Source organism: Paenibacillus sp. RC73 (assembly GCF_044908085.1).
Lineage (GTDB): Bacteria > Bacillota > Bacilli > Paenibacillales > Paenibacillaceae > Paenibacillus > Paenibacillus terrae_A.
Genome location: NZ_JBIYCV010000004.1, coordinates 144,349 through 170,749, shown reverse-complemented (window position 1 = coordinate 170,749; position 26,401 = coordinate 144,349). Strand labels below are relative to the sequence as shown.

Below are 26,401 nucleotides of genomic sequence, written 5' to 3'. Positions count from 1 at the left end.
CTTAATAAATATCATCAATTTCAAAAATAAACTCCATGTCAGCATCCTTGGTCTTATTGCTCATCGTACGAACAGCCGTCAGCTTACCAGCCGAATCCACCAAAGCAAGCTCATTAATCGTTTCACCAGCCAATTCAGCTTCCGCCAGTGAGCAGATATAGCGGATTGTCGCAGGCGAAATAAATTCAAAGCTGGTAATATCCTTTTGGATTAGTTCTTTTCTCAATGACTGTTCCGTTCCTTCCAAAGGTAGCGGCTTACCTGCTTGATCCACACCTCCGCTACCAAATGCCATCTTCACCACTTTAGTTAGCGAACCACCTTCAGCGCGGGCACGCGCCATTTGTTCCCTTGCATAAGCGGTCGTGACTGTTAAAACTTGTTCTGCCATGACTAACATCCTTTCTCTCATAAAAATTAACGTTTACCCTTGTCTAATCCATTTATTATGGGGCAACTATGTTGCAAGTTTTCACGCTCTTGCCAATGAGTACCACATATTTGTAAGTGCTCTACGTTGAAATAATCGTCTCGGTTGAACTTAAAAGCTGGGTACCATCGAGCATCATGCTCCCATCAAATTTCCAGTAATGATTCCGGATCTTCACGTTACCTTCCTGATAATTGTCCACTCGATGCAAAATGGACAGCTTCGTGCGGTTCAAATACCGCAGACGTTCCCCAGTCCACCCGGACAAGGAAGCCCCTCCGTTTAATAACTCAACACCATCCAGATACCAGGGGCGACCACCAAAAAAGCGAACTCTTGAACGTAACCGGAGACGTGGATCCATCTCATGATCATGAAGGAATGTAAGCCTCGTTTTATTATTTATATAAAAAGCAAGATGAGCAGGCTTAATATCCCCTATGATCTTTCTGAAATCAGCCATATTATCTGGAACTCGATTTTCAAAACTTATGCCAAACTTGTATGCCGTCGGGAAAAAATCAACTTCTCCATCGGCACCAAACGAGTTCATAATACCTCGTACTAAATCCCCGGAAAATTTGCCACTCCCGCGCAGCTTGGATTCTACTACCGAACGTCGCTGCTCCAGCGGCTTGTCCAAATGATTAGGGATGCCCAGTTCCATCTCCCAACGCTCCAACGCCCAAGTGGCGGTACGAACGAAAAACTGGGCTAATGTATCGTCCAACGCGAGATATAGAGCATCCAATTCACTACCCTTTGCGTCCATATCAGCGTGCATTACACGGGAAATTTCGTAATAGGCTGGTAGATAGGAGAATAGATCCCGTCCTCGCACACTGCGCATTTGACTTTTGATATCCTTCATCACACTCTGGATATCGAGTTGATTATTGTTCAACCCATCACCATACACTGACGATCACCTTCCTCAGCTCTGCCGCCTGACCAAATCGAATCCTTATTTGCTGATTGCTCTGTCTATTCATTTTCAGATTGGAACGATCAATCATAATCGGATTCATTCTTTGATACATGCTCGTTCCCCCTTTGGGTACAGGCTGTTTTTTGTTCTGTTCGCTATACTGTTTTCTTGCGGAAAATAGAGCTATACCATTTAACCGTTTCTGGCTGTGTATCGGAAATCTCCACAGATGACGAATCCTCTGCGTTACCTGGTGCAAGATCAGAACGTTTGGAGAAAATGATCTCCATTACCTTGCCACGCTGTTGTTCATCCAAAACATAGCTTCCAATGATCGTAGCTACATCGCCCTCTCCCCGATCATAGCGGGTGATGCAGGCATGAGCACAAATACGCAATTGAGCCTCTGTTAAAGCTGCCATGGTTATGATTTCACCTCTTTTATATAGATGTATAGAATAGTCAGTACACGTTATTTTCCTATGTTACCAAGCATGAGTTGGGTCAGCGTTACTTCCAGATCTGCAATACGCTGCTTCAATTGGTCTGCCTCGCTTGGCTGTTGCTCCGTTTTTTGTGTCAGCTCCTTGATCGCTTCGTCACTTAATCCTTCACCCCAGAATGTCGTTGGGTCTTTTCGTTCTGGAGTTGTAAAATTTGATGCAGAATATACGGGTTCTTCCCCACGTTCTTTTTCCGGCTTGCTTTGCCATTCATCATGCAGCTTCTGAAACGAAGTTTGGGATTCCTTGCCCCGTTGCTCATACGCGTTTTGGGCCTCTAGCAGCTTTTGGTTAAACTCTGCTTCATAGATCAGCCAGCCTTGGATGTCAAAACGGGGATGGTATAAGCCTAGTGGCACTGGAACAGCCACGATATAACCAGCAGGAATCTTTTCCTGGCTAGTTTGATCCGTAGTATTGGAATTAGTGACGGTAGGCTGATAAGTGTCTAGCTGCTCGTTTTCATAAGATAGCGTGAGCGAAGATGGAGCATAAAAAGGGAAAACGCCTGAAAAGGCATCGTCCACCAACTCGTCCTCCAGATAGAGGCCGTCTGTGTTTACTTTGGCTGCTGATTTCATTCACTAACCTCCCTTAATCTAAGTTAAATTCAACAAACGCGTTGATTTGATTATTCGATCCTGCTGACGGTATAACTCTTCCATCAACGTCCAAGATCAAGGTCGCCAACACATCAGCGCTGCCCGTGTAAGAATGGATCGGTATAATGGCATACTTCGTTGGTCTGTAATCTTTCGGCAGAACTAAAACTGGTGAACCGATCACGCCGTTTTTAACGCGCATTCGTAATTGGACTCTGTTTCCCATCCGTCTATACTCAGGAAGAATACCTGCCGTAACCCAGCCGTTAATAGTGGTTGAAATCTGAATCCAAGCCGGATCATCCCACTCCGCTTTCTTGTTCTCCAGCACAGACACCCGCTCTGTGTTCTGTTGTACACTGTCTACCAAGTCCAGCAGCAGCGTTTTTTCATTCGCTACGTAGGTGCCTGTAAACAGCACGACAGGCGAGCGGTCAAATAATAAATATGTGGCACTATAGGCCCGATCTAGTCGTGTTTCCTGTGGGGTGATAGAGGCAAACCCTGTACCAAGCAAGGGTACATAAGTTGGGCTGCGTTGCCCCAAAATCGCGGAAGGTAAGACGTGACCGTCCTCATAAATTACCAGCACTTTTTCCGCTCTAAATTTGAAGGCCGATGCAGCGGCATTGAATACATTCGCACCAGCGCCATTGTCTGCGTAGGTAGCCCGTTCGCGCAGCACAATCCCTGTACCCACCTCAACCTGATTATCCCCCTCAACAAAGGATAGCTGCCCTTCGCTCGTGATAGGTTCCACTGTAGGCGTTGCAAGTTGGTATACGAGTTGGTACGGTGTTTTGTAATCCGGCGCTACAGTATTCGGTAGCGTGTTGGTGTAGTAGTCTGTGCCACCTGATACGAGGGAACCCCAAGCTTTAACGCCACTTGTGTACGGGTCTAGAGTTGTTTGATTACGCATCCTCCAGCCCATGAAATACGCCTTAATCTCGTTTGCTGTCGGTGTATAGCTGTCTCCCCATCCACTGTCAGCGGTAGCGACAGAAATGTATAAATCTCCTGCGCCTGTAACAGCGTTTGTATCCGTTGTGCTACCTGTCGTACCCTGCGGGATGATTTTACCGTCAAATTTGGTTGCCCATCCACTCGCGGTAACTGCGCCAGATACCAACCCGACTACCTTAACCTGCTTAAGCCCTGTAGAGGATGTATCCCCAATCGCCCAAGATAACGTGCCATCCAATACCAACGAACGCCATTTTTTCGACTTGAAGTATTGACCATCTCGCTCATACACCGTATCGGCATTAGCCCCTGTAACTGGATCGGCGTACAGTTCTGTTTGCAATGCAAGCATGGAGTCTTCACGCGGCTTGAATGGCTTGAGTGTGCTGCCGATAGAGAGTATGGGAGCATAAAATTTATATTTGGTACCTACAGGCCAAGTCCAGGTATCGACATTAAACTCATTTGTGTACTGTATGACACCACTTAAGTTCACACCAATTCGAACAGCAGCAGCATCCATTTTTATAACCCGTGTTTCACCGGGTTTAATAAAGATGCCTTGGATACGTGTTCCAGCAGCGTTATACGAGGATATCCGTATTTTACCTGTGCTTTCAGCAGGATTGGTAACTGTATACTCTTTGTTCGGAATTACACCAAGGGAAATGACCGAGTATGCATCTGTTCCAATTGCGCTGCTTAAAAGCTCTCCCTCAATGGAATATGGCGAATTAATTGATACTTTGTGCCCCGTTGTTTGCCACTCATAAAACGATGGCAACAAATTCTCCCCATAACGTATCGCATATGGATTACGTACAGGCATTACACTGTCCACATATGGATACTTAGCGTCAATTTGCTCCCCCGTCATTAAGGCCAAAGCGGTATAATCAGTAGCAGAAATTTCATAGATGCGGACAGCCTCAAAATAAGAATACTGTCCTTGAGTCCCCTGTATTCTCAAATCAATATTTGAAGTCACATTGCTGGTAGGAGCCGCCCTGAACCATGAAGTAGTAAATTTAGTCTTATCTGTTACTGTCGTCCCTTCCTGAACGTTCGGGGCCGATATCCCCGCACTTACAGAGTTTCCAACCTTCACCTTTGCGATTGCAACATAATACTTTCCAGCCAAAAATTTAAAATCGCTATAAAACCCAACTCCGACTGTATATCCCGATTTGATTGTTACTTTTAACGAATTGGGCATCGTTTCCTTATTCGTAGTATCCAGTGCTATCTCGGATTGATAAGGTGTAATACCCGTTAAACTACTTAAGTTTCCCCATCTTCCCAACAAATTCACCAACGTACGCCCGCTCAGCCCCGTGAGCGAGAACGGCGAAGCCTTCTCCGCATGAACAATCTGCACCCCGGGTTCCAGCGTTACCTCCTTACGCTCCGTCGTATCCAACCGCTTCTTGATCGCATCCACACCATCATTCACATCACCTGCAAAATTATCTACAGCACGCCAGTTTTGATCCAAATACTTCTCCAGATCAAAATACGTTGTTTTAGGCGATGTACGGTCAATTTGATTTAAGCCTAGATTTGGTGTCTTTTCGCTTGCCATGTTATGCGCCACCTCCTAAATATCTATCCTGTGTTGTATGTTCATTTTCATAGATGGTCATAGACTCGACTTCAGCAATGGTCAGGTAGCGTAGTTTATATTCTACCGCCAAATGAGCCGGCTTGATCTCCTCAATGGCTGCTTTAAGATCCTCCACGTTGGGCGGAATCCCGATGGTATCTATAAATTTGACCGTGAATCCCCATTCAGCGGGATGAAAGGTAACATCTACTGTACCGCCGTCATATGCTTCAGCTACATTTTTGACAAGTCGGCCGGAAAAAGTCCCTGCTCCCCGTAGCTTCGACTCTACTACTGCACGACGCTGGTCCAGCGGCTTGCCAAGGTCGGTTTCGATACCCAGCTCCATTTCCCAGCGTTCCAATCCCCATGTAGCGGTACGGACGAAAAACTGAGCCACCGTCGCATCCATCGCCAGATACAAGGAATCCAGTTCACTGCCCTTCGCATCCATATCGGAGCGCATCACACGGGAAATTTCATAGTAGGCGGGTAAATAGGAAAACAGCTCGCGTCCCCGCAAGCTGCTCATTTGCCCCTCTTCACCCATAGCTAGACGATTCGTTTGATCGTTCATGTTCATTCCATCATTACTCACTGACGCTCACCGTCCCCAGCACCGCCACCTGGCCTGATCCAATCTCAATATTTTGATTGGTCAGTCCGTTGATTTTTAGCTCAGAGAAATCAATAATGATCGGAATGTCCAGCAAAACAGCAGAAATCCGGGTATACCGAACCAACGGGTCTTCCTTGTAAAAAGCAAGCTGCTTCAAATACGTCCTCACACCACTTTCGATCAGCTTTTTGATCTCTTCCAGGGTGGATGGCTTCTCCTTGGTACGCTGTACCTTGACCGAAATGTTAATTTCCACCTCTGTCGCTGGCATGATCGTCACTACAGGACCCGCTGGTGCCAACCCTTCGCCTTGCCCATCCTGAGTCGGATCAATGTACTTCTGTACCGCAGCGACGATAACCGGACTGGCAGCGCGTTTATCTGTGTCCAGCACATATAAAGCCACCGTACCCGGCCCTTTCCACAGCGGAACAACCTCCACGCCGCCTACTCCAGCGATTTCATTCGCCCACTGCATATACTGCGCCTTGTTGCCGCTTGTCCCCTGGTTCCGCACCTTGGCATAAAAACGCTCCAGCAACAGCTGGTCGCTCTCAATGTCCGTGCCACTTTTCGTTTCCTCCGTATTGATAACGGAGGAAACACCATTGACCGGGCTAGCCATCACCTGAATGACGCCCGCGGGTACGTTACCGCTGCGACCGGGATTGACTGCCCGAATCGCCGCTTCTCCTTTACCCTGCTCATCCAGCGTGACTGATGCCGTGGTCGCATACTCAATGGAGGCTTCCCCCGATACATCATCTGCCGGGGTCGCAACCAACGTTCCCGCCGGAACGGTCGTTCCCGCTGTGCCCGTGAATGTGACCATGCCTGAGGCAGCAACCGCTTCCCGCCGTGTCACTCCATGCTCTGCTGTTCGCAGATCCAGCTCCGGCGAGCGAAAATCCGGGTTATCGCTAGCTGCTGTGCTGGCAAAGCCACGTCTTAGCAGCTCCTGCGCCCAAATCGCCGCTTCGGAGAGCATAAACGCTACCGGTGCCTGCGCATCCCAAATAAAAGAACCCTCGGACTTATCAATGTCCGAAGGCACTTTTTCCAGCATACGACTCAAAATTTCCTCTTCCGTCTGGTCTACCAAATATTCCGGCAAGTCTGCCATTAGATCACCACACTTTCTACAATTTCCGTTTCATCCCGCACATTCGTAATCTGGCAGCTAAAATGGCATGCCTCACCTTCCCAGCTAAACGTGAACTGATCCACACTAGCCGTGCGAGCATCTGCCAGCAACGCTTCGGTGACCATGCGCTTGATTTCACTTTCCTGCACACCGTGCCCATAGCTGCTGCCAATTAATTCCTCCAACTCGCTACCATAGTCGGGAGAATAGATGACATGACGGTAGCGGGGGGTACGAATTGCTTTTTCACACCACTGTACCCAAGCTTCTTTTTCACCTGTAGTCACGATTTTACGACTGGGACTCATGACAAATTCTCCGGCTTCAAAATCAAACCGCCAGCTTCGCCCAAATACTGCCCGATTATCCTCCAGCACATCCGGGTCCGTAATATCCGTCCAGAGCATATCATCCGTTTCGGGAAATAAATTAGCCACGTCCACTCACCACCTTGCACACCACAACCACATCGTTGCCGCTATTCACCCGAACCGCAAGTACGCGATCTCCGGGTTTAAGTCCTTCGTTCAGGCTCAGATTCACATCCTTCAGCTCGTCCTCCCCGATATAAAAGGAGGTTTTCAGCTCCTTGCCCTCCCAATTCTCCGACTCTACTGCGGTTGAGGTTCCTTTGTACATATGACGCGGTACAGACAGCAATCCCGGCAGCTCGGCGACCAAATAGTCCTGAAGCTCATGTTTAAAATCGTCCAGCTTGAGTCCCGTGGAAGTAATCGTGCCCAGTACCGCACCTACTCCACTCAGCGCTTGCCGAGTGTGTCCCGCCATAGACGACTGCATTACACTTACAAATGCACCATAGGGGTCTTTACTCAAGAAAATACCTCCTTTTTACCATATCGAAGGAAGCGAGCTCTAAAGTCATATTTCCCGGATTCCCCAAATCCCGACTGACTGATGTAACAATCAGCTTCAACCCTTGTAACATTACAGCTTCACCAGCACGTAGGGTATTAATATCTGGTAAATTAACTGTAAAAGTTTCCTGGATCCCAGTTATATGACTTTTAGCAAGCTTACTGGCTCCACCAGCTGCTTTCACTTGATCATCCTCAACCAGCTTTTGCAAAGTACCCAGCGCTTTAGTATCCCCTTCTGCTACAGCCAGCACCTTAGACGGCACCTCTTGTCCGCTTCCTACATTCTCATTAGCTGTCATCACTTTAACTTTAGTTACGGCTCCCTCAAGTGTCCGCAACTGAGTAAGATCAATAAATCGGTCTAACACATAGGGGGAAGGATTGCTGCCGATTTTAAATAACTCTAATCCAGCACTTGTCATGCGTAACTGGTACAAATCTCCGCCCAACTTTGCTGTCTCTTTCAAATCAGCCAGCATCATGGAATATAGAGTCTGGGCACGATAGATACCTTTTCCTAACTGCACTTTCGTATCGGGTATTGAGGCGATTTGAAACTTCCAATCCTTCGCGTATTTGCGCAACCGTTGTGTGGCCGTTTGTCCTTTGGGAAATAAATATTCGTCCTCGGATTTATCCAAATAAATCGTCCTATCGTATACAACCAGAGAGTAACGTTTTGTTCCGCTGTTAGAACTCTCTACTTCCCACACAACAGCAGGATGGAGAAGTGGCACCTTCACATTTTTCCCAAATGGAATTCCACTGACACGAATAGGCATTCCCGGAGTAATCGCGGGCATACCATTTGAAGCAGCTACTCGGATGCTGGCCTGATATGCAATTTGGTTAAGAGCATCTTTTAAAGTTATTTTCTCCACCAGAGGGGTAAGATCATATTTATCTTGAAGTATTACTTGGTAGCTCATGGCATCACCAGCTTTTGACCCACTTTAATCATATTCGGGTTCTTGCCTATGACCTTTGTATTCATTTGATATATACTTTTCCATTTGGAACTATCCCCCAACTCCAGCTTTGCAATTTTGGAAAGTGAATCCCCTGTCTTGACAGTATACGTTTTAGATTTAGCTTTAAGATCCGTGCGTGGAAGGGTTTTTGAGTTCACTTTTTGGGGAGAGCTTCCAGTTCGTAGAGCTATTTTGGGTTCACGCCATGTACGCAAAGTAATTTCAAAATAGATATCCCCTGCCTCTCCTCCACGAAAGGTCGTATTATGGGCAATGATAAAAACCGGAACACTAATTAGCGTATTGGTAATAATAAATTGATATGGGTTCTCTGCTTTTAACATTGCATTTAACCTGTTCATCGCTTCATTAGGATCCGGAATATTTTTATAACGGCAATAAGATGCATCATATACCTTGGGAAAAAAAGAAGAAAAGGTGATTTCTTTCACCTTTTCTCCTTGCGGAAAATCAAACTCTCCGTGTGTAAGCATCGTAACTGTTTCATATCCCTTTTGTCGTGAAATATTCACCTCTTCAGGATTAACCGGGAATTGAAATACACTTCTACCATTAATCAAAAAAAAGTCTATACTCATGGCCCCCCTCCTTTCTACTATGATAGATTTACGTTAGGCTTGTACAACTTTACCCTTTTTAAGGGAGCTATTGTCTCCTCCACCTCTATTAATAATTGCCTGTCGCACCTCATTTACAATCCGGTGTCCCACTTGAAGTGCCATCGTGTCAAAATCAATTGAATCTTCCTGAACTGTTACCTGTACTGCCCCTGGGGGTAACGTCACACTAATCTGATTGTTCATTTCTGTCTTGAAATCCTTGAGAAAGCCTGAAAAACTGCTCATTTGCTCATCCGTTATTCGCACGAGCTGCGGAGCAGGTTTTCCTCCATTCGCTGTAGGAGCTTGTGAACCACCTGGTCCCATGCCTTGAATTACCTTAGAACGGTTTTGGGCATCCTGGATAAAAGATGGTAGCGGCAGTCCCGGATCTACCGAAGGAAATCTTGACAGAGCTAACGACTGCCCAGGTGTGGTGGAAGCGGGATTATAAGCTTGTGAGATCTTATTTTCAGATACAGCAGGTTGTGATTTTTCTGGTTCTTTTGAATAACCAAATATATTGGATAAGTCATTTTTCAAACTATCTGTTTGACTGGAAAACCAATTACCTACATCAGATGCTTTATCACTCATCCAATCCGTTGCTTGGGAAGCTTTTTCTCCAACCCAATCCTTTGCAACAGTAGCTTTTTCGCCAATCCAATCCTTTGCACCAATAGCTTTTTCTCCAACCCAGTCCATTGCAGAAGTAGCTTTTTCTCCGGCCCAATCACTCATTTCAGAGAACTTTTGAGCTAACCATTCACCTGCTAAACTATCTACTATAACACTAGCAATTGCACCAATAAGACCACCAATTACGGTACCTATACCCGGAGCAATCATTGTACCAATACCTGCACCAGCTATGGTAAGACTACTTCCTAAAACTGCTGATGTAATAGCAGCCGGACGTTCTTCCGGCGAAGCAGTAGCAATGTCTACAGCATCTAAAAGCAAGCTAAATGGTCCAAGTAACCTCTTGCCCCCCTTCATAACCCCCTTGCCTAGCTTCTTAAGTGTATTACCCGGATTCTCACCAAGTATTTTTTTTCCGAAATCAAAGATTTTTCCAAACGTTCCCTTATTTCCATTTGGAGTCGGCCGTCCCCCTGGAATTCCCGGCTTATTGGTAGGCTTAGAGCCTGGTTTTGGGTTTAAAAGACTCTTTACCTTTTCCCACAAATCAGAAAACCCTGGTTTTTTTCCAGGATTTTTTTTGTTCTTCTTATTGTCTTTCTTTTTGTATTTACGATCAGGTCCGTCTTGTTCAGGAGCGTCTCTTTTGCGGCCGCCTTTTTTTCCACAACAACAACAATCACAAATCACCTTTATTCTGGGAGAAACTCGAATGGGGCCTGTTTTCACATTGATCTTAGGCGCATACTTTGGAGCCGCCACTCTAATATTCAATCTCGGTGGTTTAACCTTGATATCATAATTAAAGTTAAAGTCAAACTTAGGATCCTTTATCTCTATGTTTGCAGTAACGCTAACAGTCTTCTCTACAATATTAGAGATATTTAAATTGTTCCCCTCAGAGCCGCCACCCCTAGCCTTCTTCTTATTTGTACCCTCTTGATCAATGCCCGTTTTAGCACGCGCAACAATGTAGACATCCTTAAGACTTTTTAGCTTTCTGATGAGCGCTTCAAGCACTGGAGTAGCCTTGTCAATTAGAAAGACTTTCGGCATAATACGCAGGCGACTAAGACGAATAGCCAAACTGTAAATGTTGCCTAGATGCCTATGCATATACTTGAGTTCAGTATTAAGCTTAATCAAGCTCTGATAACGAGCGCGCCCTAGCCGATCAGAAAGTCGCTGTATTTGCTCAATATAACGACTTGTGGCTTTAAGTTCCCGGTTTGTCATGATCAAATCCTCTACATCTGTAACAATATTAACTCTGTAACTACTTGATCCTGCCATATATTCACCTCCTAACGTATCATTGCTGTATTTGTTTGGATAATGCATCCAGTTCCTCTTGTGCAAATGCGATTAACATGGATTTTTCTCCTCTGTTTAAGGCCCAAAACTCTCCGGGACGGAGATGATGCCGTATCCACAAATGATACAGCAGCGTCGTCATCCCGCCGGAGCGAATCAGTTTTTTAGATCATCAATCTCCACACCGAAGCCGGATAGTTCCAGAACTTTGTCACCTACCGCATCCAACTCACCAGCCAAAAGCATACGACGTACTGCCTGTTCACCACCGGACAATTTGAGACGGCTAGTGATTCGCGGATCACCCCATCCATTAATTTGGAGGCCTTTGACTTCCAGTCCAGCCGTAGCTTCAGAGATAAGCAACGCATTAAATGTTTCTGTATCTACTTTTTCATCCACACGGCCTTTAATTGTTTTACGAATTGTGCAACGTTCACGGATGCTATCGACTTTGTTGGAAGTTAAGCCACGAAGTGTGAGAAGCATATCCAAGCGCTGAATACGAACAGTTTCCTCTGGTAATTTGTCTGCGGCTTCAAAAAGACTATCTAAAATTTGTTCTTCTGACATGTTTTCTGGCAAGCTCATTTTATATCCCCCTAATATTTTTTAATTAGGCCTGGATTACTCCAGGCCCACTATTAAGCAATAAATTACTCAGCGACGATAGGATCGAGAAGCTCGTAGCCTTCAAAGGTAAATGTCGTTTCCTCCGGTACTTCTTCTCCAGCGGTCCAGTTAGCCAACTGAATTTTATCTGGCATGCAGCGAATCAAACGAACACGTTCATGTCCAAAAGATTCAGGATCATCCAGCTTGGAAATAATATCGAATTTTGCAAATCCACGACGAATCATATCAGAAGTTACTTTGTAACCGCTCATTGTCCCAGTCCCTTTTTTGGCTCCATTTTTATGCACTTTCCAGGTATTACCTACCAAATTCAGTTCTCTTTTATCAATTTCCACACTGGCTTCCAGCTTGTTGACATGTGTCTGCCATACCCCGTCAATATATGCCTGACCATACGTACCTAAAATGACTCTTGAAGCATCCAACATTTATTTTTCCTCCTCAAAATGATCCATAATATAGTTTTGGATTTCTAATTTTCCACGAAATGCTTATTGCACGTAAAATGTACCGAACAGTTGCTCCATCACGTCGGTCAGCTTCACATTCCATTGCAGGAACACTTGGTCCGGCTCCGGTTTGATGACTGGCGCATCACCATAGTAGGCTGGGTCGAGAATGACATCGTAGCCATCGGCTTCGATAACGTTGCTTAGCGACAGCTGTGCCAGGTATTCTTTGATCGCACCGATGAGTGCCAGACGGCCTTCTACCGTGTTGTTGATTTTGCCGATGTAGGTCTCTTCGGCTGCACGCTGCAAGTCAGCGTTAATAGCATCCATAACGCGGATGGAACGGATTTTCTTCCATGCGTTGTTTTGCCCGGCAGCCGGGTTCACCAAGCTGTTGATCCCACGCAACGCTTTGACCTGACGGCCGTCGAAGAACAGCAGGAAGACACCATTGCGGACAGCCTGCTCCTGCTCGGAGCGTGTCCAGCGGCGGGTTACATCCTCAAAAGGCGTCACCGCATATGTGGCGGATTGATTCAGACGTTGGCCTGCGATCAGTCCGGCTACATAAGCAGCCGTTTGAGCGGAGCTGTAGTCCGTACCTGCCAGACGCACGCCAGTACCCACGTTTACGATACCTTCATGGTTGAGCGCCAGGGAGCGGGCAGAGGCCAGGCTGACAGCGGTTTTGGATACATCATCCGCCGCAGAACCACCGAACACGGCGATAACACCCTTGCCTTCGCTCCGGACACGCTTGATCCACGCGGCAAAGCTTTGCAGCAAGGCCAGATCGGCTGCATAATCCAGCGCGAGGACGTTAAATTCCTGTCCTTCCAGCGCTTCCTGCATGGCGATGTAGTCTGCATTAACCAGCTTGCTATTACCGCTGTTACCGCCTGTGAGATGTACGCCGCTGACATCCACCGGAATGCCGCCGTTGCCGACAACTTCCGCCTTCACCCATACATTTTCGCTGTTCTTGTTCATCGCTTCGGCAATCGAAGCAGCCGTACCGTCGCTGCCTTTATACGTACCCAGCAGCTTAGTGCCCTCATAGAGACGCACCTCACGGGCTTGCTCGTCACCCAAGGTTGGCTGTACCGTTACGGCAAAGCCATTACCACGACTACCTGTGTACAAAGCCTGCAAGCGCAGCACATCGGTTGGGGCCTCACCGCCGCTTTTCAGCGTCACAGTTGCTTGAGCAGCCGTGTCATCTGCCAAACGGTAGGCCAACAGCTTTTTCGGTCCACCCAGCAGAGCCAGATACAGCGTAGAATACGCTGTTGCTCCATCCAGACTGTCATTCGAAAAGATTTGGTTGATCGCCGTTTCGCTGCCAATCTCTACAAACTCACGTACAGGTCCCCAGTTGGCTTTAACCGGCACAACGACCGTACCGCGTGAACCACCTTGAATAGCTGAAGCTGCTGCTGCCTGAAAATTCATATACAAACCCGGCAATACCGGTTTATTCGTGTTTTCCCATGTTCCGCCTGCCATAATTAGTCCACCTTCGCTTTCATAAATTGTTCGATTTTAGTGTGTGCTTCTGCTACCGTGAACAGCTTGTCCTGTGTGCCAAAAAATGCGCCTGCCAGCACTTCTTCCTTCACGGAAAACAATTGTTCCGCGTGTTCCTTAAGCTCCTCCAGCGTATAGCGGGGACCGCTTGCTTCCTGCCCGGCATTAACCGGGGCTTTCCCGTTGTTGTCCAAGGTCACTCGGACCACCTCATTTCAAAATAGGATGAATTTCCACTCTGCGGATTAACGCCGCTTCCTCAGCCGGACGCATCCGCCGCTGTACCAGCGTCAGCCGGAGCTGACCGTCCAAAATCGCATCCGCCTGCAAGTCTGCGGAAGCTTCCGCCGTGGACATATAACGGCCCTTCTCCTGATCCAGAGGAAGCTGAATTTGAGCGCCAAAGCCCTCGACCAGCACGGAAGCCCCGCGGTTCTCTTCAGCAGTGTCCGGGGCAATAACGTGCCCAATGAACCGTTTGCGGAGTTCATACATGGAGGCTCCCGCCATCCTTGTCTCGCAGCCGCTTAGCCGCCATAGCACCGAGTGGCGTCCCGGCTGTGCGGGCCATGCATCGGCGTATACCGACCACGTCTCACCCAGCTGCTTCTGTGTCCAGCGGGTCAGCGCCGCCAGCCATTCATCCGGCTGTGCAACACCGTTTGCCGGAGCGGCCGCCGGACTCCCTTCCGTTTCAGGCACATACACGCCAAATCGCAGCGTTCTGTAGGCCTTGCACGTGACGGTGTCCAGCTTTTCCGCATCCCGCACGCCCAAATAGTGCGCGGTAAAAGCCGACGTGTCCTCGCCTTCGCCTGTCACCGGTTCCCGGTGCAGTCCGGCAATCAGGGCGTTCGCCCATACATCGGCCTGTGCCAGCCCGGCTTGTCCTGCGTACAGCTTGATACGGACAACCTGCCGATATCCAGCCCAGGACGACTTCCAGATTTCCTCGCCCAGCGCCATAACCGCGTACGGCTCCTCTGCCGCCTGCGACGGTGGCTGAACATCGTATACGCGCCCTTGTAGCGCTGGAACAATTTCAATGAGCTTTTGTTTAAAGGCTTGTCTCATCCTGCGGCATGCCACCTTTGCGCATCCTGCACTCGCATGTTGTGGCTGCTTAGCCAGGCTTTTTTCCACTTCCGTGTTCTCATCCGGCGCAGCCTCAACCTCATGCATTGCAGCATCCATTGCTTAGGCAACACGACTCCTCCTTTCTGTAAAACAATTCCCGGGAATCGACAGGGACGACAACCGCATGAAAAAACCGGCCCTGGTGGCCGGCTAACGTTTGACTGTGTGTGTCTTCGGTATGTCCTCTTGTCTTGATTCCCGATGATACAATCTTACACCCTTATAACGAATGCGTTGCCGGGGAAATGGACGATAAAAGCAGAGACTAGGGATGAAGTTGGGCGGATTTTTGAGAACAAGTGTTCTTATTAATAAGAAAGGCCTTAACCCCCGCCATTGCAGGAAATCAAAGCCTTTTAAGAAGCGATATTAAATTAAACATGCGAACGAATGGATAATTATTACATCATCCCAGTTTCCGATCCGCGTCCTTCTGTAAACCCGCCAGATTCAAAACACCTTGATCCGCCAGTGCAAGCGCCATTTTGTAAAAAGCCCGGGTGCGGATTTTCGTGTACGTATCCTTGCTTACTGGCGGGTCGAGCACATAATTGTAAACCTTGTAGTCGAACACATCGTCATCCTTTAAATAACGCTCACGGATGAGCAGCTGTTCGCGTTCATTCAAGCGGCCGACTACGGCATTCACCATTTCACAATAAGCCAGGCGAGCCGCAGGAGCATCTACATTATATACGGCTGTCCGTGCCGTTGGATCGCTGGTCACATTCGTCGGTCCGTTCGGGCGATCCGTATAGCCGGCAGTGATAAAACTTTCCCGGTCCATAAAGGTAATGGTTTTATAAATCCGATATTTTTCAAATACCCCCTCCAGTGCGTTCTGCGTTTTGCGTCTGTCCAATTCGGGTAGGTTATTTTTCATGTAAAGCAACACTCCTTATCTTATGCCTTTTGACAATGATGTATTTTTTAAATCCAGAATTTTGCAAAATCCGATTCCAGTCGCTCCAAAGTGCAATATATAGACGAACTAGACCCTTTCGATCTATATATTGTTCATTGGAAGTCGCTTATTGGATTTTTGCAAAATCCTCAATCGTACAACTCTTACGTTTACAATTTGTTCCCCTTTTGTTCGTATTATGAGTATAACATAGCATTATTTAGGATAGCTATCCATCAGCAAAAAAAGCGGTATAGCTTCAAAAACAGGATATTCGCTTTATTTTCCTATGCCTTTTGGCATATTACGTGCTTTTACTATTTACCTAATGGTATAATGAAACTAATCTTTTATTCTGTTGCAGAAGGGAGCCGCCATTGTGGAACAACCAGCATTTGGAACATACTTAAAGCAGCAGCGTGAGCACAAGCAATGGAGCATTAACCAATTGGCAGAAGCCGCTGGCATCAGCAATTCACAAATTTCCCGCATTGAAAACGGGCTGCGTGGAGTACCCAAGCCCTCTACTCTCCGCAAAATAGCGGACGCGCTCGGCGTATCGTATACCGAGATGATGAAGAACGCCGGATATTGGGGAGACCATGATTCCGTAGAGCAACATTCACACGACTCCTATCGTTCCAGCGTACCGGAATGGGCTACTTCCAAGGACCGCCGGGATTTTAAAAAAATGCTGGAGGAAGACGGCGAATTGATGTTCGACGGCATTCCACTGGATAAAGAAGATCGTCAACGGATCAAGGATGTGCTGACAGGTCTGTTCTGGGAAGCCAAACAGATGAACAAGCATAAACCCAAATCGCCCCCAGCGGGCAGTGATCAGGAATAGTAGGTGAGCGCATGAACGAACTCATTCACAAACTCGTCCGAAAATACCGTACGAACTCCCCCTTCGATATTGCGGAAGCTCTGGGTATCCATATCCGTTATTGCGATCTGGGCCCCACAACCAAAGGGCTGTATTACCGCAAGCTGCGCAGAAGATTCATCGTCATCCACAACGGGCTTACACCGGAATGGGAACGATTCGTCTGTGCGCATGAATTAGGGCATGATCGGCTTCATAAAGGCGTCAGCCGCTTTTTTATGGAGGAGCATTCCTACTTTTTCCCCGGCAAATTTGAGATGCAAGCCAACCGGTTCGCTGTGCTATTGCTCAGTGAAGGACAACCACCGCTTACTGACGAAACGCAGGAGCATTATTTATCTCGGATCGGTCTGCCCAAGGAGGCTGCCCTTTTTTTTGACCCTAAAACGGAACATTAGTTCCCACATCTAATTGTCGTTTATTAATTCATCTTCAATATAGGTAATTTGGCGATGGCTTTAACAACCGATATGCAAAAAAATTTAGTGCCCTAATATAAAATAGAAGTTATTTTTACAATCTTCTGATAAAATGTGGACGTAAGTGGTTTCTCTAATTCATTCATTTTATAGGAGGTTGAAAGAACAACATGAACTCATGGAAAAAAATCTCGTCCATCTTGACGACCGCCGCGCTTCTGCTCGGATGTCTTGGCACAGCAGCAGCGGACCCGGCAGTCAGTACGGGAACAGCGGGAGCTGCAACTCCTCCGGTCAGCGGGAAACACATCACCATCCTACATACGAACGATACTCATTCCCACGTGGTGGCAAACGACAAGGAAATGGGCTTCGCCAAGCTGGCAGGCATCATTGATCAGTACCGTGCTTCCAATCCCAATACGCTGCTGCTGGATGACGGAGATACTGTTCATGGAACGACTTTCGCTACTTTGGTCAACGGTGAGAGCATTGTAAAAGTGGTTAACAAGTTGGGCTATGATGCGATGGTACCAGGCAACCATGAGTTTAATTACGGCTGGAAGCATCTTGTAGAGTTGAGTAAGGAAATTCAATTCCCGGTACTCAGCGCCAATATTAAGCAAACGGACGGAACACGTTTGTTCCAGCCTTATGTCATTAAAGAGGTCGATGGCGTTAAAATCGGCATTATCGGCCTGACCACACCCGAAACGGCATACAAAACGAATCCTAAAAATGTCGAGGGCATTCAATTCACCGATCCCGCGGCTGAAGCCAAAGCGGCTGTAGATGAAATCCGCAGTAAAGTGGACGTGGTCGTGGTCCTTGGTCATCTGGGACAAGATGCTTCCAGCAAAGACACCAGCCTTAAGGTCGTCAAGGAAGTGCCTGGCATTGATATTTTCATTGATGGACACAGCCATACCGTACTGGAAAAAGGCTTGGTCGGTGACAATGGTACACTGATTGCAAGCGCGGGTGAATATACGAAGTATCTGGGCGTTGTTGATTTATGGGTCGACGGCGGTAAGGTTACCCAAAAACAAGCCAAGCTGATTGATTCGACGCAAGCAGCCGACATTCAGCCAAATGCTGAGATTACTTCATTGATCGCTTCCATTCAGAAGGAACAGGAGCCTATTCTCAAAGAAGTTGTAGCACAAACGAGTGTGAACCTGGAAGGAGCGCGTGAAAAGGTACGTGCAGGTGAAACGAATCTCGGCGATCTGCTCACCGATGCCATGCGTGATATTTCGGGGGCAGATGTGGCCCTGACCAACGGCGGCGGCATTCGGGCGTCCATCAAAACGGGAACGGTAACCAAGGGAGACATCATCACTGTGCTGCCATTCGGCAACCAGATTGTTACCCTGAAAGTGAAAGGCTCCGACATTCAGGCAGCACTTGAAAATGGCACAGCCTCCTATCCGGAGCCAAGCGGCGGTTTTCCACAAGTATCGGGGATCTCGTTTAAAATAGATACATCGGCAGCCAAGGGAAGTCGGGTCCACTCCATTCTGATTGGCGGAAAAACGCTTGATCCTGATGCCACGTACACACTGGCAACCAATGACTTTACTGCTGTAGGTGGAGATCAGTATACAATGTTCGCCAAATATCCGCAGGCAGGTATGTTCGGATCGCTTGACGAGGCGCTGATTCGCTACATGCAAAAGGTTGGCTCCGCCAGCCTGCAAGTACAAGCAGACGGCCGCATTCAAGAAGCCAAAGCAGACGGCAAGGCTTCCGTTCCTGCCGCGCAGCCTGTACCATCTGCTCCAACCGCAACACCGGCACCCGTGCAGGAAGAACCGCAAGTGGTCTCTACCCCGTCTGCGAAACCTGCACCAGCCAAAGCTCAAACAGCGAAGCCACAGCAGACACCTGCTTCTGCACAAGCTACAAAAAGCCATGTGTATATTGTAAAGTCCGGGGATACACTGTATGACATTTCCCGCCAATACGGTATCACCTGGCAACAGCTTCAAAAGCTGAACAAGCTGAAAAATCCTCACCGCATTTATCCGGGACAAAAGCTTGACCTCCCGGCCTAATTCAATAAGCTTGCAAAAGCAGCGTCCGGAATCCCAATGGTTTCGGACGCTGTTGTATGTCAGAAGGTTGTTTTTATGCGATAGTCCAAACTCATTTGGACATCGCATATTTTTTTCAAAAGCAAGCCTTTTAGACGCTGACAAGTTGTGAACCGGGAGGTATGATGGAGAAGAGCCATTCGGGCAGAAAATATCCATCCCGTTCTCTAACGGGATCAGTTACATGTGTGGAAGGAGCACAAAAATGCAATATATTATTTATGATCTTGAGTTTACCGTTAGCCGTAACGCCAGATATTCCTCCGAAATCATTGATATCGGTGCCGTCAAAGTCATGAAGGGAGACGATGGCTTGTACGTTGCGGACACGTTCCATAGCTTTGTCAGGCCCTCAAATCGGCCTGTGCTGTCTACAGATACCGTGCAGTTCACCGGTATTACTCAACGAGACATTGATGCGGCCCCGCTCTTCCCTGAAGCTGTGAAGCAATTTATCGCATGGCTCGGAACGGACTCCCCCTATTACTTATGTGCTTGGGGGCCAGATGACCGTCAGAAGCTGGTATCTCATTGCCGCACCCATCATGTGGACCTCCATTGGATTCATAATACGAATGATATACAAAAACAAATCTCCCGTCTGTCCGGCTCCAATGGCAAATACCGTCAACTAAGCCTGTCTCAGGCGCTGGAGCTGTGCAACATTGACTTTGATGGTCAACAGCACCGTGCGCTGGACGATGCACTGAATACCGCTCAGGTTTTCATGCATCATTTTGATCGTATCACATTATCCAATAACGCTTCTGACGATGAGGAAAGCCGGGGTTCGAAGCTTGTATACTCCACACCGGAAGAAGAACAGGAGCAGTACAGTCCATTTGGCAATCTCGCCAACCTGTTTAAGGACCGTTAGGAGGATAGCACCCCGGCCCGTTCCGGGGGATCTATCACCCCTTGTCATTCGTGATTCCCTGCCTTTTTATCGGAATAAAATGCCCCCCAGGTTCGCAGCATTTCCTGCATTCGCTTGCGGTATCGCAAAGGCTCCAAAATTTCCGCCTCCGCTCCATATTGAGTGAGCCAGTCCAGAAATTCACCATCATGATTAACCGTTACCTCAAACAATAGACTTCCATCCGGCAAATCCTTGAGAAAAGGCTTGATGAACAGCTCCTCTTCTTTGACCCGATATACAGATCCAGCAGAAAACCTTACCACAAAACGGATATTCTGGTCTCCCTTGGTAACCGACCAGGTTCCCTTAAAAAACATTTCCATTTCATAAGTATTCTTCTGAAACGTATACGGCAAAATCCTCATATTTCGAAAGCGGCTGATCCGAAAGGTTCTCATGGCGGCTTGCTTGTGACAAAAACCAAGCATATAAAAACGCCGATCCTGTGGAACCAGACAATAAGGATCAATCTGAACCAATGATACATCTTCATTTTGAGGCGAACTGTATTCCGCTTCAATGGTCTGCTGCGTAAGACTTGCCAAAACAATCAGCCTGAGCAGATAGGGCTGGTTTTCCCGCTCAAGTGTCGAGCCGAGCCGGACGATATTTTTCATTTCCTGCGCGAAGCTTGTCTGGTCCATCTTTTTTTTCTGACTGGAGGCCATCACTTTCTCATAAGCACTTTCAAAAGCTGGTGGTAAAAGAGGCTTTACGGTTTCCATGACATCCCCCAGCCTGGCAAAAGCCAGTGCCTCTTCTTCCGTCCAATTGAGAGGATACAAGGCGAAGTTACTAATAAATATGTATCCTTTGCCATGTCCCATATTGGCTATCGGAATATGCATAGCGCTTAGAGCCTCCATATCTCGGTAAATGGTGCGTTCTGATGTTTCACAACGTTCGGCAAGCTCTCTTGCCAATATCCCCGGATTTGCCTGAACAATAGTAATAATCCGCATTAACCGTATCAACCGATCAGTCAAGGAAGTCTCTCCTTTACAAAAAGATAGTAAATTAGACTCACTATATTACATAAATAAACTAGCATAATTGCCTACTTTAAAATATTAATTTCGGTAAAGCGAACATCCTCTACAGCTATCCCATTATTAACAAAGACTTTAGAACTATACGTTTCAAATAATCCAAAAGTCCCATTCCATTTATTGCGTACGGCAAAGAGTAATTCGGCTTCCTGCAGATATTCCATGTCTTCTGTTCTCGCCGCCCGTATAAGCAGTTCATCTGCTTGTCTGGTAAGCACAAACGCCCCTCGCTCCTGTTCCCCCTTCTCGTACATACGCAATACTTTCTTCACAATAGGAGCCGTCTCATTCAGCTTTATGTATTTTTCCACCTTCGGGTTGATTGGAATGCTCAGCAGACCGAGATGATGCGTGTAATGGATATAGAGCTGATCCGTTCGAATCAGCGTCCTTTTTTCCTGAGTTGGCTTACACCAGCTCCACTCCATCAATCCAATGATATGTCTTCCGGAAGAGTGGGCCGGTATAGAAAAGGACAAAATTGCCTGCTTATACTTCCCCCTCCGCATATCACCACAGTGAACAAGCATACACTCTCCGTCTTCCGAGCGATTGAAGCTGAGCCTGGCCCCATCCACTTTTAATAGATTTACCCCACTCTCTGGAATGAACCGGAGTTGCAGGTCACATCCAACTGTTTTCGGCATTAAAGTCCCTTTTCTTTTACGTATAGCCCCATGGCCCCATTCTATCAGCAGATTTACTTGCTCGGACCCATTCGCAGATATAGACTCTTTGTCCCATGTGTACGTTACGTTAATCATTGACTTCACCACTGGTAAATTCCCCCTAAAAGAACATGTAACTCTAAATTAACAGTGTTATCTGACACTATATTGTCAGGGAACATATGTTCGTTACCGAAAATTATACATGGTAATCTATAGGAAAGGGGGAGTACATCAATAAATAACATTTTAACCCATTTAAATTGCATGATTACGCAAAAACAGCCCGGCGTAAGCCGGGCTGCATTATAGTCTCGTTTCATATATAAAGCTAAGATATCATAGTTTCTGTCAAAGAAACATTCGCTTTTGTGAAAATATCGGGAACAGGCGCAAAAGTTATACTGTCCACCACTAGTTCCTTCGACAAAGGCTTTCCGTTTACCGTTATTTTTAACGTTTTATAGGTTTGTTCCTTTTCGTTCATCGTTCATTTCTCCTTCTATATTCTTGCTTAATATATTTATACTCATTTCTGTTCTTCATCAAATAGGGCTGGCTCTTGTACGTGCTCCCCAGAAAATTACCGGAATGTAGTTGCTTCCTTGATATACCCGTTTTGAGGTACACTTAAACTAAAATATCGACTTTTTTTGTAAATATTCCTCCCGGATTTGTCATCCTGTTATTCTAAACTTTGAACCCTAATCATTACACTATGCGTAACCATAAGATATGGGTAATTATGCTTATCATTTAACATCTTGGTGCATCAGAAGGAGGAAGATCTCTTGATACGACAAATTTCTCGCTTTGCTTTCTGCCGCCGTGTCGTCTGCGCTGCTGTAGCGCTTCTGTTTATTTTTGGCGGAAACGGAGTTCCGGGAGCACATGCCGCCTACTGGGATGATGTATACCAGGGCTTTGAGCAATTTTCCCGACTGCCTGGCGATGTATACCAGCTCAAGGAAAGCTATAAGCAAACGCAGGAAGAGCTGCAAAAGGCCCGTAGCAGCATTGAGGCTTATCAGGAGCAAAACGCTCAACTATTAGAGCAAAATCGCAAGCTGACTGACACCGTCACCGAACTGAAAAATCTTCAGGTTCAGCGCGATCAGGCTTCACACCGTAACAAGATGCTGATCCTCACAGCTGTCATTCTGCTGGCTGGTTATTTTATCGGTATCCGCCTGTTGCGTTACGGGATGCGTCGACGTTCGGGAAGATACTAGCCCCCTGAAAGGATGAAAGGTCAGAATGGACATACAAGCAGGACAACACCATGATGAAAGTGTCGGTTCTGTCGTAACGCTTGATCTGGCGGAGGGCGAAAAGCTGCATGTTCTTCACCCGCAGCAAATCATCGCGTACCGCGGACCCAGCTCAGGCCGTAGTGACAAACTGATGAATATTAAAGGCATGTACCGCAAGCACAAGCTGATTCAGGCCGATTTTACAGGAGCTTGCCGCCTCATTGCCGCACTTCCTCCCGGTTTCAGTCTGAAAATGATTGAGCTGGAAGGAGGCGACGATCTGCTATACGATTTTCGCAACCTGTTCTGGTACAGCTCCGGTATCCATATGCGCACCAAGCTGCTGAGCATGAAAAACATGTTGTTCAGTCGGGATGTCATTAAAATGAAATTCGATGGCATCGGCCAGATCGGTCTATTGACTCAGGGACTGGTATGCCAGGAACAGCTTCATCCAACAGAGCCGATGTATGTCGATGCAAGCAGCGTCATTGCCTATCCCGAAAACGCCAAGCTGGAGCTGACAGTGTATGGCAACCATTTGGCCAGCCAGCATATGAATTATCATTTTAAAATGACCGGACACGGTACTGTGCTTTTTCATGCGGGTGAGCATCATCGACGGCTCCAGCAGGATATGAACGACGATGGCGTGATCAAACGCTTTTTAAGGGAAGTCATTCCATTTGGCGGAGTGTTTATCAAATAGCTCTGCCATGCTATAATGAAGGCGTCTGTCCTCTGTCAGACACCAAATGAAGAAAGTCCATGCTCCATGCATGGGAGAGGTTCGCGAACTCCCTCTATAAAAAACTAACGATGCTTTGTCCTCCGCATGAAAAATAATCGCGGGGCAAGGCCTGTTTTTTGTTGAAGTCGGTTCAAGAACTCTCCTTCTTCCATGTGACAAGACCCTGTGTCTTACACCATTCCAAGAAGATCGAGAGGTTTTTTTATGTTTGCAAACGAAAAAGCGGTCGTCGTATTTAGCGGCGGCCAAGACAGCACCACCTGTTTATTCTGGGCGAAAAAACATTTTGCCGAAGTAGAAACGGTGACGTTCGATTACGGTCAACGCCACAAGCAGGAAATCGAAGTAGCGGCCGGGATTGCCCACGAGCTGGGTGTTCCGCAATCGGTACTGGATATGAGCCTGCTCAATCAATTAGCCCCCAATGCCCTCACACGCACCGACATTGACATTACTCAGCAGGAAGGCGAGCTGCCCAGCACCTTTGTAGACGGCCGCAACCTGCTATTCCTCAGCTTCGCAGCAGTGCTCGCCAAACAAAAAGGAGCCCGTCACATGATCACAGGCGTATGCGAGACGGATTTTAGCGGCTACCCCGATTGCCGGGATTCTTTTATCAAATCGCTGAACGTTACTTTAAATCTTTCCATGGACTATCCCTTTGTCATTCATACCCCGCTCATGTGGTTGAATAAGGCCGAAACCTGGCAAATGGCCGATGAGCTGGAAGCCTTTGAATTTGTGAGAACCCGTACACTAACATGCTATAACGGCGTCATTGGCGACGGCTGTGGCGAATGCCCTGCCTGCAAACTGCGCCGCGCCGGGCTGGAACAGTATCTGGCTGTACGCGGAGCTTCGTCGCAAGGAGTTGAAGACCATGCGTGAGCCGGGCCCCTTTCGTATCGTCGACAAGCTCCAGCAGTTCGGGACGGACATTGAACGCTCCCAGCTGCGTTATCATCGCAAACGTGTACTGGTCAGCAAGCAATTTACGTTCGATGCAGCACACCATTTGCACTGCTACGAAGGCAAATGCAAAAATCTGCACGGACATACTTATATCGTCGTTTTCGGCATTAGCGGCATACCGGACGAAATCGGTCTGACCCTTGATTTTGGTGATATCAAAACGATCTGGAAGGAGCGGATTGAGCCTTATCTGGATCACCACTATCTGAATGAGACGCTGCCCCCGATGAATACAACGGCGGAAAATATGGTCGTCTGGATCTTCGAACAAATGGAGTCCGCCCTAACCTCGGAAGCATACCGCCATCGTGTGGAAGGCGGGCGCACTGAATTTGTACGGCTGTTCGAAACACCTACCAGCTACGCCGAATTCCGACGGGAGTGGATGCTGGATGAGTAATATCACGGCGACTCACCAAACAGCCGCACCTTCCCGGGGCCCAAAAACAGCCCCTATCCCTGTACTGGAGGTGTTTGGTCCTACCGTTCAGGGCGAAGGCATGGTCATTGGGCGCAAAACGATGTTTGTTCGTACCGCAGGCTGCGATTACCACTGCTCATGGTGCGATTCCGCCTTTACCTGGGACGGCAGCGCCAAGGATCAGATCCGTCGTCTCAGCGCCACAGACATTTGGCAGGAGCTTCAGGCCATCGGTGGCACACGGTTTTCACATGTGACCCTATCCGGGGGCAACCCGGCCCTGTTGCCGCAGCTTGGAGAGCTAATCACGCTGCTGCGCAGCCAAGGCATTGCCACCGCTGTCGAAACACAAGGCTCCCGCTGGCAGGAATGGCTGTATGATATCGACGAGGTAACCCTGTCACCCAAGCCGCCCAGCTCTGGTATGTCGACCCACTGGGACGTGCTGGATGACATCGTAGCCCGCCTGTCAAATCGGAAGATTACTGATTGGAAGGCGGCTGGAGAGCCCTCGTCAGCGTCCAACTTCTCTACCGCAACGTGCACGAAGGAAGCCACTAATGAATCAGTGAGATGCTACCACGGAGCATGCAGCTTGAAGGTCGTCATATTCGATGACATTGATCTCGCATATGCACGCACCGTTCACGAGCGCTATCCACATGTACCGCTGTTCCTCCAGACTGGCAACCCGGATGTGAACACGGAGAACACCGGACAGATTGCGGAATCCCTATTGCATCGTTATGAATGGCTTATTGACCGTGTTATGGACGATTCACGTCTGAACGACGTACGGGTACTCCCGCAGCTCCACGCCCTCGTATGGGGCAACAAACGCGGCGTATAGCACTGATAAGTAATATATTCCATATGAGCTGTATGTGATACAAAAGTTACACCAAATTCGTTGAAGTACACTTTCGACATCCAAAGTTATAAAAAAGAGAAAGCCTCGTCTCTAAAGACGGGCTTTCTCAAAGTGGCGCTCCTTTAATAAAAGAGCGAACACTATTCACTTCTGCCCCAACCTACATGTAAAACGAGTAGGGATTTTATGGTGTTGATGGCGGAGCGCTTTCCCC

General features: G+C 47.6%; 31 protein-coding genes and 1 riboswitch. Of the genes, 9 read left to right on the top strand and 22 right to left on the bottom strand.

Annotation, left to right across the window (positions count from 1 at the left end; all coding sequences use genetic code 11):
- Position 1 precedes the first annotated feature (1 nt).
- The 19 genes from ABH897_RS10730 to ABH897_RS10640 form a co-directional block, all read right to left on the bottom strand.
- Positions 2-391, bottom strand: coding sequence for a phage tail-collar fiber domain-containing protein (locus ABH897_RS10730; RefSeq protein ID WP_404591874.1), 390 nt, complete (start codon positions 389-391; stop codon positions 2-4).
- Positions 392-512: 121 nt separating this feature from the next.
- Positions 513-1,301: a putative phage tail protein gene (locus ABH897_RS10725; protein WP_404592133.1), complete on the bottom strand. Its 789-nt coding sequence runs from the start codon at positions 1,299-1,301 to the stop codon at positions 513-515.
- A 37-nt stretch (positions 1,302-1,338) separates the two neighbouring features.
- Positions 1,339-1,470: a hypothetical protein gene (locus ABH897_RS10720; RefSeq protein ID WP_404591872.1), complete on the bottom strand. Its 132-nt coding sequence runs from the start codon at positions 1,468-1,470 to the stop codon at positions 1,339-1,341.
- A 43-nt stretch (positions 1,471-1,513) separates the two neighbouring features.
- Positions 1,514-1,780 carry a hypothetical protein gene (locus ABH897_RS10715; protein WP_404591870.1) on the bottom strand — a complete coding sequence of 89 codons (267 nt, stop codon included), beginning with the start codon at positions 1,778-1,780 and terminating at the stop codon, positions 1,514-1,516.
- A 50-nt stretch (positions 1,781-1,830) separates the two neighbouring features.
- Positions 1,831-2,442: a hypothetical protein gene (locus ABH897_RS10710; RefSeq protein WP_404591868.1), complete on the bottom strand. Its 612-nt coding sequence runs from the start codon at positions 2,440-2,442 to the stop codon at positions 1,831-1,833.
- 13 nt (positions 2,443-2,455) lie between these two features.
- A complete protein-coding gene (locus ABH897_RS10705) occupies positions 2,456-5,011 on the bottom strand; it encodes a hypothetical protein (RefSeq protein WP_404591866.1) in 2,556 nt (851 codons plus the stop codon).
- A gap of 1 nt (position 5,012) precedes the next feature.
- Complete coding sequence (locus tag ABH897_RS10700) at positions 5,013-5,609, bottom strand: YmfQ family protein (protein WP_404591864.1); 597 nt, start codon at positions 5,607-5,609, stop codon at positions 5,013-5,015.
- A gap of 13 nt (positions 5,610-5,622) precedes the next feature.
- Entirely contained in the window at positions 5,623-6,774 is a 1,152-nt protein-coding gene (locus tag ABH897_RS10695) for a baseplate J/gp47 family protein (RefSeq protein ID WP_283654936.1), read from the bottom strand.
- Complete coding sequence (locus ABH897_RS10690; protein WP_044645249.1) at positions 6,774-7,232, bottom strand: DUF2634 domain-containing protein; 459 nt, start codon at positions 7,230-7,232, stop codon at positions 6,774-6,776. The genes ABH897_RS10695 and ABH897_RS10690 overlap by 1 nt, the downstream gene beginning before the upstream one ends.
- Positions 7,225-7,632: a hypothetical protein gene (locus ABH897_RS10685; RefSeq protein ID WP_283654934.1), complete on the bottom strand. Its 408-nt coding sequence runs from the start codon at positions 7,630-7,632 to the stop codon at positions 7,225-7,227. The genes ABH897_RS10690 and ABH897_RS10685 overlap by 8 nt, the downstream gene beginning before the upstream one ends.
- Positions 7,625-8,605, bottom strand: a complete 981-nt coding sequence (locus ABH897_RS10680; RefSeq protein WP_283654933.1) for an XkdQ/YqbQ family protein — start codon at positions 8,603-8,605, stop codon at positions 7,625-7,627. Before ABH897_RS10680 ends, ABH897_RS10685 begins: the two co-directional genes overlap by 8 nt.
- Positions 8,602-9,240, bottom strand: coding sequence for a LysM peptidoglycan-binding domain-containing protein (locus ABH897_RS10675; protein WP_283656213.1), 639 nt, complete (start codon positions 9,238-9,240; stop codon positions 8,602-8,604). The genes ABH897_RS10680 and ABH897_RS10675 overlap by 4 nt, the downstream gene beginning before the upstream one ends.
- A gap of 39 nt (positions 9,241-9,279) precedes the next feature.
- Positions 9,280-11,202, bottom strand: a complete 1,923-nt coding sequence (locus tag ABH897_RS10670; protein ID WP_404520358.1) for a hypothetical protein — start codon at positions 11,200-11,202, stop codon at positions 9,280-9,282.
- 177 nt (positions 11,203-11,379) lie between these two features.
- Positions 11,380-11,814 (bottom strand): phage tail assembly chaperone, encoded by a 435-nt coding sequence (locus ABH897_RS10665; protein ID WP_025678604.1) that lies wholly within the window; start codon positions 11,812-11,814, stop codon positions 11,380-11,382.
- Positions 11,815-11,879: 65 nt separating this feature from the next.
- Positions 11,880-12,287, bottom strand: a complete 408-nt coding sequence (locus tag ABH897_RS10660; RefSeq protein ID WP_025685150.1) for a phage tail tube protein — start codon at positions 12,285-12,287, stop codon at positions 11,880-11,882.
- Positions 12,288-12,350: 63 nt separating this feature from the next.
- Positions 12,351-13,817, bottom strand: coding sequence for a phage tail sheath family protein (locus ABH897_RS10655; RefSeq protein ID WP_283654931.1), 1,467 nt, complete (start codon positions 13,815-13,817; stop codon positions 12,351-12,353).
- 2 nt (positions 13,818-13,819) lie between these two features.
- Positions 13,820-14,038 carry a YqzN/YkzM domain-containing protein gene (locus tag ABH897_RS10650; RefSeq protein ID WP_283654930.1) on the bottom strand — a complete coding sequence of 73 codons (219 nt, stop codon included), beginning with the start codon at positions 14,036-14,038 and terminating at the stop codon, positions 13,820-13,822.
- A gap of 10 nt (positions 14,039-14,048) precedes the next feature.
- A complete protein-coding gene (locus tag ABH897_RS10645; protein ID WP_283654929.1) occupies positions 14,049-15,020 on the bottom strand; it encodes a hypothetical protein in 972 nt (323 codons plus the stop codon).
- A gap of 361 nt (positions 15,021-15,381) precedes the next feature.
- Positions 15,382-15,858, bottom strand: a complete 477-nt coding sequence (locus tag ABH897_RS10640) for an ArpU family phage packaging/lysis transcriptional regulator (RefSeq protein ID WP_404580742.1) — start codon at positions 15,856-15,858, stop codon at positions 15,382-15,384.
- A 400-nt stretch (positions 15,859-16,258) separates the two neighbouring features.
- Here ABH897_RS10640 and ABH897_RS10635 point away from each other — a divergent pair, with 400 nt between their 5' ends.
- From ABH897_RS10635 to ABH897_RS10620, 4 genes are all read left to right on the top strand, one after another.
- Positions 16,259-16,729 carry a helix-turn-helix domain-containing protein gene (locus ABH897_RS10635; RefSeq protein ID WP_283654927.1) on the top strand — a complete coding sequence of 157 codons (471 nt, stop codon included), beginning with the start codon at positions 16,259-16,261 and terminating at the stop codon, positions 16,727-16,729.
- 11 nt (positions 16,730-16,740) lie between these two features.
- Positions 16,741-17,166, top strand: coding sequence for an ImmA/IrrE family metallo-endopeptidase (locus ABH897_RS10630; protein WP_044645259.1), 426 nt, complete (start codon positions 16,741-16,743; stop codon positions 17,164-17,166).
- A 191-nt stretch (positions 17,167-17,357) separates the two neighbouring features.
- Positions 17,358-19,244, top strand: a complete 1,887-nt coding sequence (locus ABH897_RS10625; RefSeq protein ID WP_404591862.1) for a 5'-nucleotidase C-terminal domain-containing protein — start codon at positions 17,358-17,360, stop codon at positions 19,242-19,244.
- Positions 19,245-19,488: 244 nt separating this feature from the next.
- Entirely contained in the window at positions 19,489-20,160 is a 672-nt protein-coding gene (locus ABH897_RS10620; RefSeq protein ID WP_283654925.1) for a 3'-5' exonuclease, read from the top strand.
- A 44-nt stretch (positions 20,161-20,204) separates the two neighbouring features.
- Here the strand turns inward: ABH897_RS10620 and ABH897_RS10615 are convergent, their stop codons facing one another.
- From ABH897_RS10615 to ABH897_RS10605, 3 genes are all read right to left on the bottom strand, one after another.
- Positions 20,205-21,188: a helix-turn-helix transcriptional regulator gene (locus ABH897_RS10615; RefSeq protein WP_283654924.1), complete on the bottom strand. Its 984-nt coding sequence runs from the start codon at positions 21,186-21,188 to the stop codon at positions 20,205-20,207.
- 71 nt (positions 21,189-21,259) lie between these two features.
- The gene (locus ABH897_RS10610; RefSeq protein ID WP_283654923.1) at positions 21,260-22,027 is read right to left on the bottom strand and encodes a hypothetical protein; all 768 of its coding nucleotides are present in this window, start codon (positions 22,025-22,027) and stop codon (positions 21,260-21,262) included.
- 223 nt (positions 22,028-22,250) lie between these two features.
- The gene (locus ABH897_RS10605) at positions 22,251-22,406 is read right to left on the bottom strand and encodes a hypothetical protein (protein WP_283654922.1); all 156 of its coding nucleotides are present in this window, start codon (positions 22,404-22,406) and stop codon (positions 22,251-22,253) included.
- Between the two features lie 304 nt (positions 22,407-22,710).
- On the opposite strand from ABH897_RS10605, the gene ABH897_RS10600 reads away from it, so the two are divergent.
- The 5 genes from ABH897_RS10600 to queE all read left to right on the top strand — a co-directional run bounded on the left by ABH897_RS10600 (position 22,711) and on the right by queE (position 26,166).
- Complete coding sequence (locus ABH897_RS10600) at positions 22,711-23,151, top strand: SH3 domain-containing protein (RefSeq protein WP_283654921.1); 441 nt, start codon at positions 22,711-22,713, stop codon at positions 23,149-23,151.
- 25 nt (positions 23,152-23,176) lie between these two features.
- Positions 23,177-23,881: an AIM24 family protein gene (locus tag ABH897_RS10595; protein ID WP_404520359.1), complete on the top strand. Its 705-nt coding sequence runs from the start codon at positions 23,177-23,179 to the stop codon at positions 23,879-23,881.
- A 70-nt stretch (positions 23,882-23,951) separates the two neighbouring features.
- Positions 23,952-23,995: riboswitch (PreQ1 riboswitch) on the top strand.
- Positions 23,996-24,127: 132 nt separating this feature from the next.
- The gene (queC, locus tag ABH897_RS10590; protein ID WP_283656212.1) at positions 24,128-24,811 is read left to right on the top strand and encodes a 7-cyano-7-deazaguanine synthase QueC; all 684 of its coding nucleotides are present in this window, start codon (positions 24,128-24,130) and stop codon (positions 24,809-24,811) included.
- A complete protein-coding gene (gene queD, locus ABH897_RS10585) occupies positions 24,804-25,295 on the top strand; it encodes a 6-carboxytetrahydropterin synthase QueD (protein WP_283654919.1) in 492 nt (163 codons plus the stop codon). The genes queC and queD overlap by 8 nt, the downstream gene beginning before the upstream one ends.
- Complete coding sequence (gene queE / locus ABH897_RS10580) at positions 25,288-26,166, top strand: 7-carboxy-7-deazaguanine synthase QueE (RefSeq protein ID WP_283654918.1); 879 nt, start codon at positions 25,288-25,290, stop codon at positions 26,164-26,166. The genes queD and queE overlap by 8 nt, the downstream gene beginning before the upstream one ends.
- Positions 26,167-26,401: the final 235 nt, after the last annotated feature.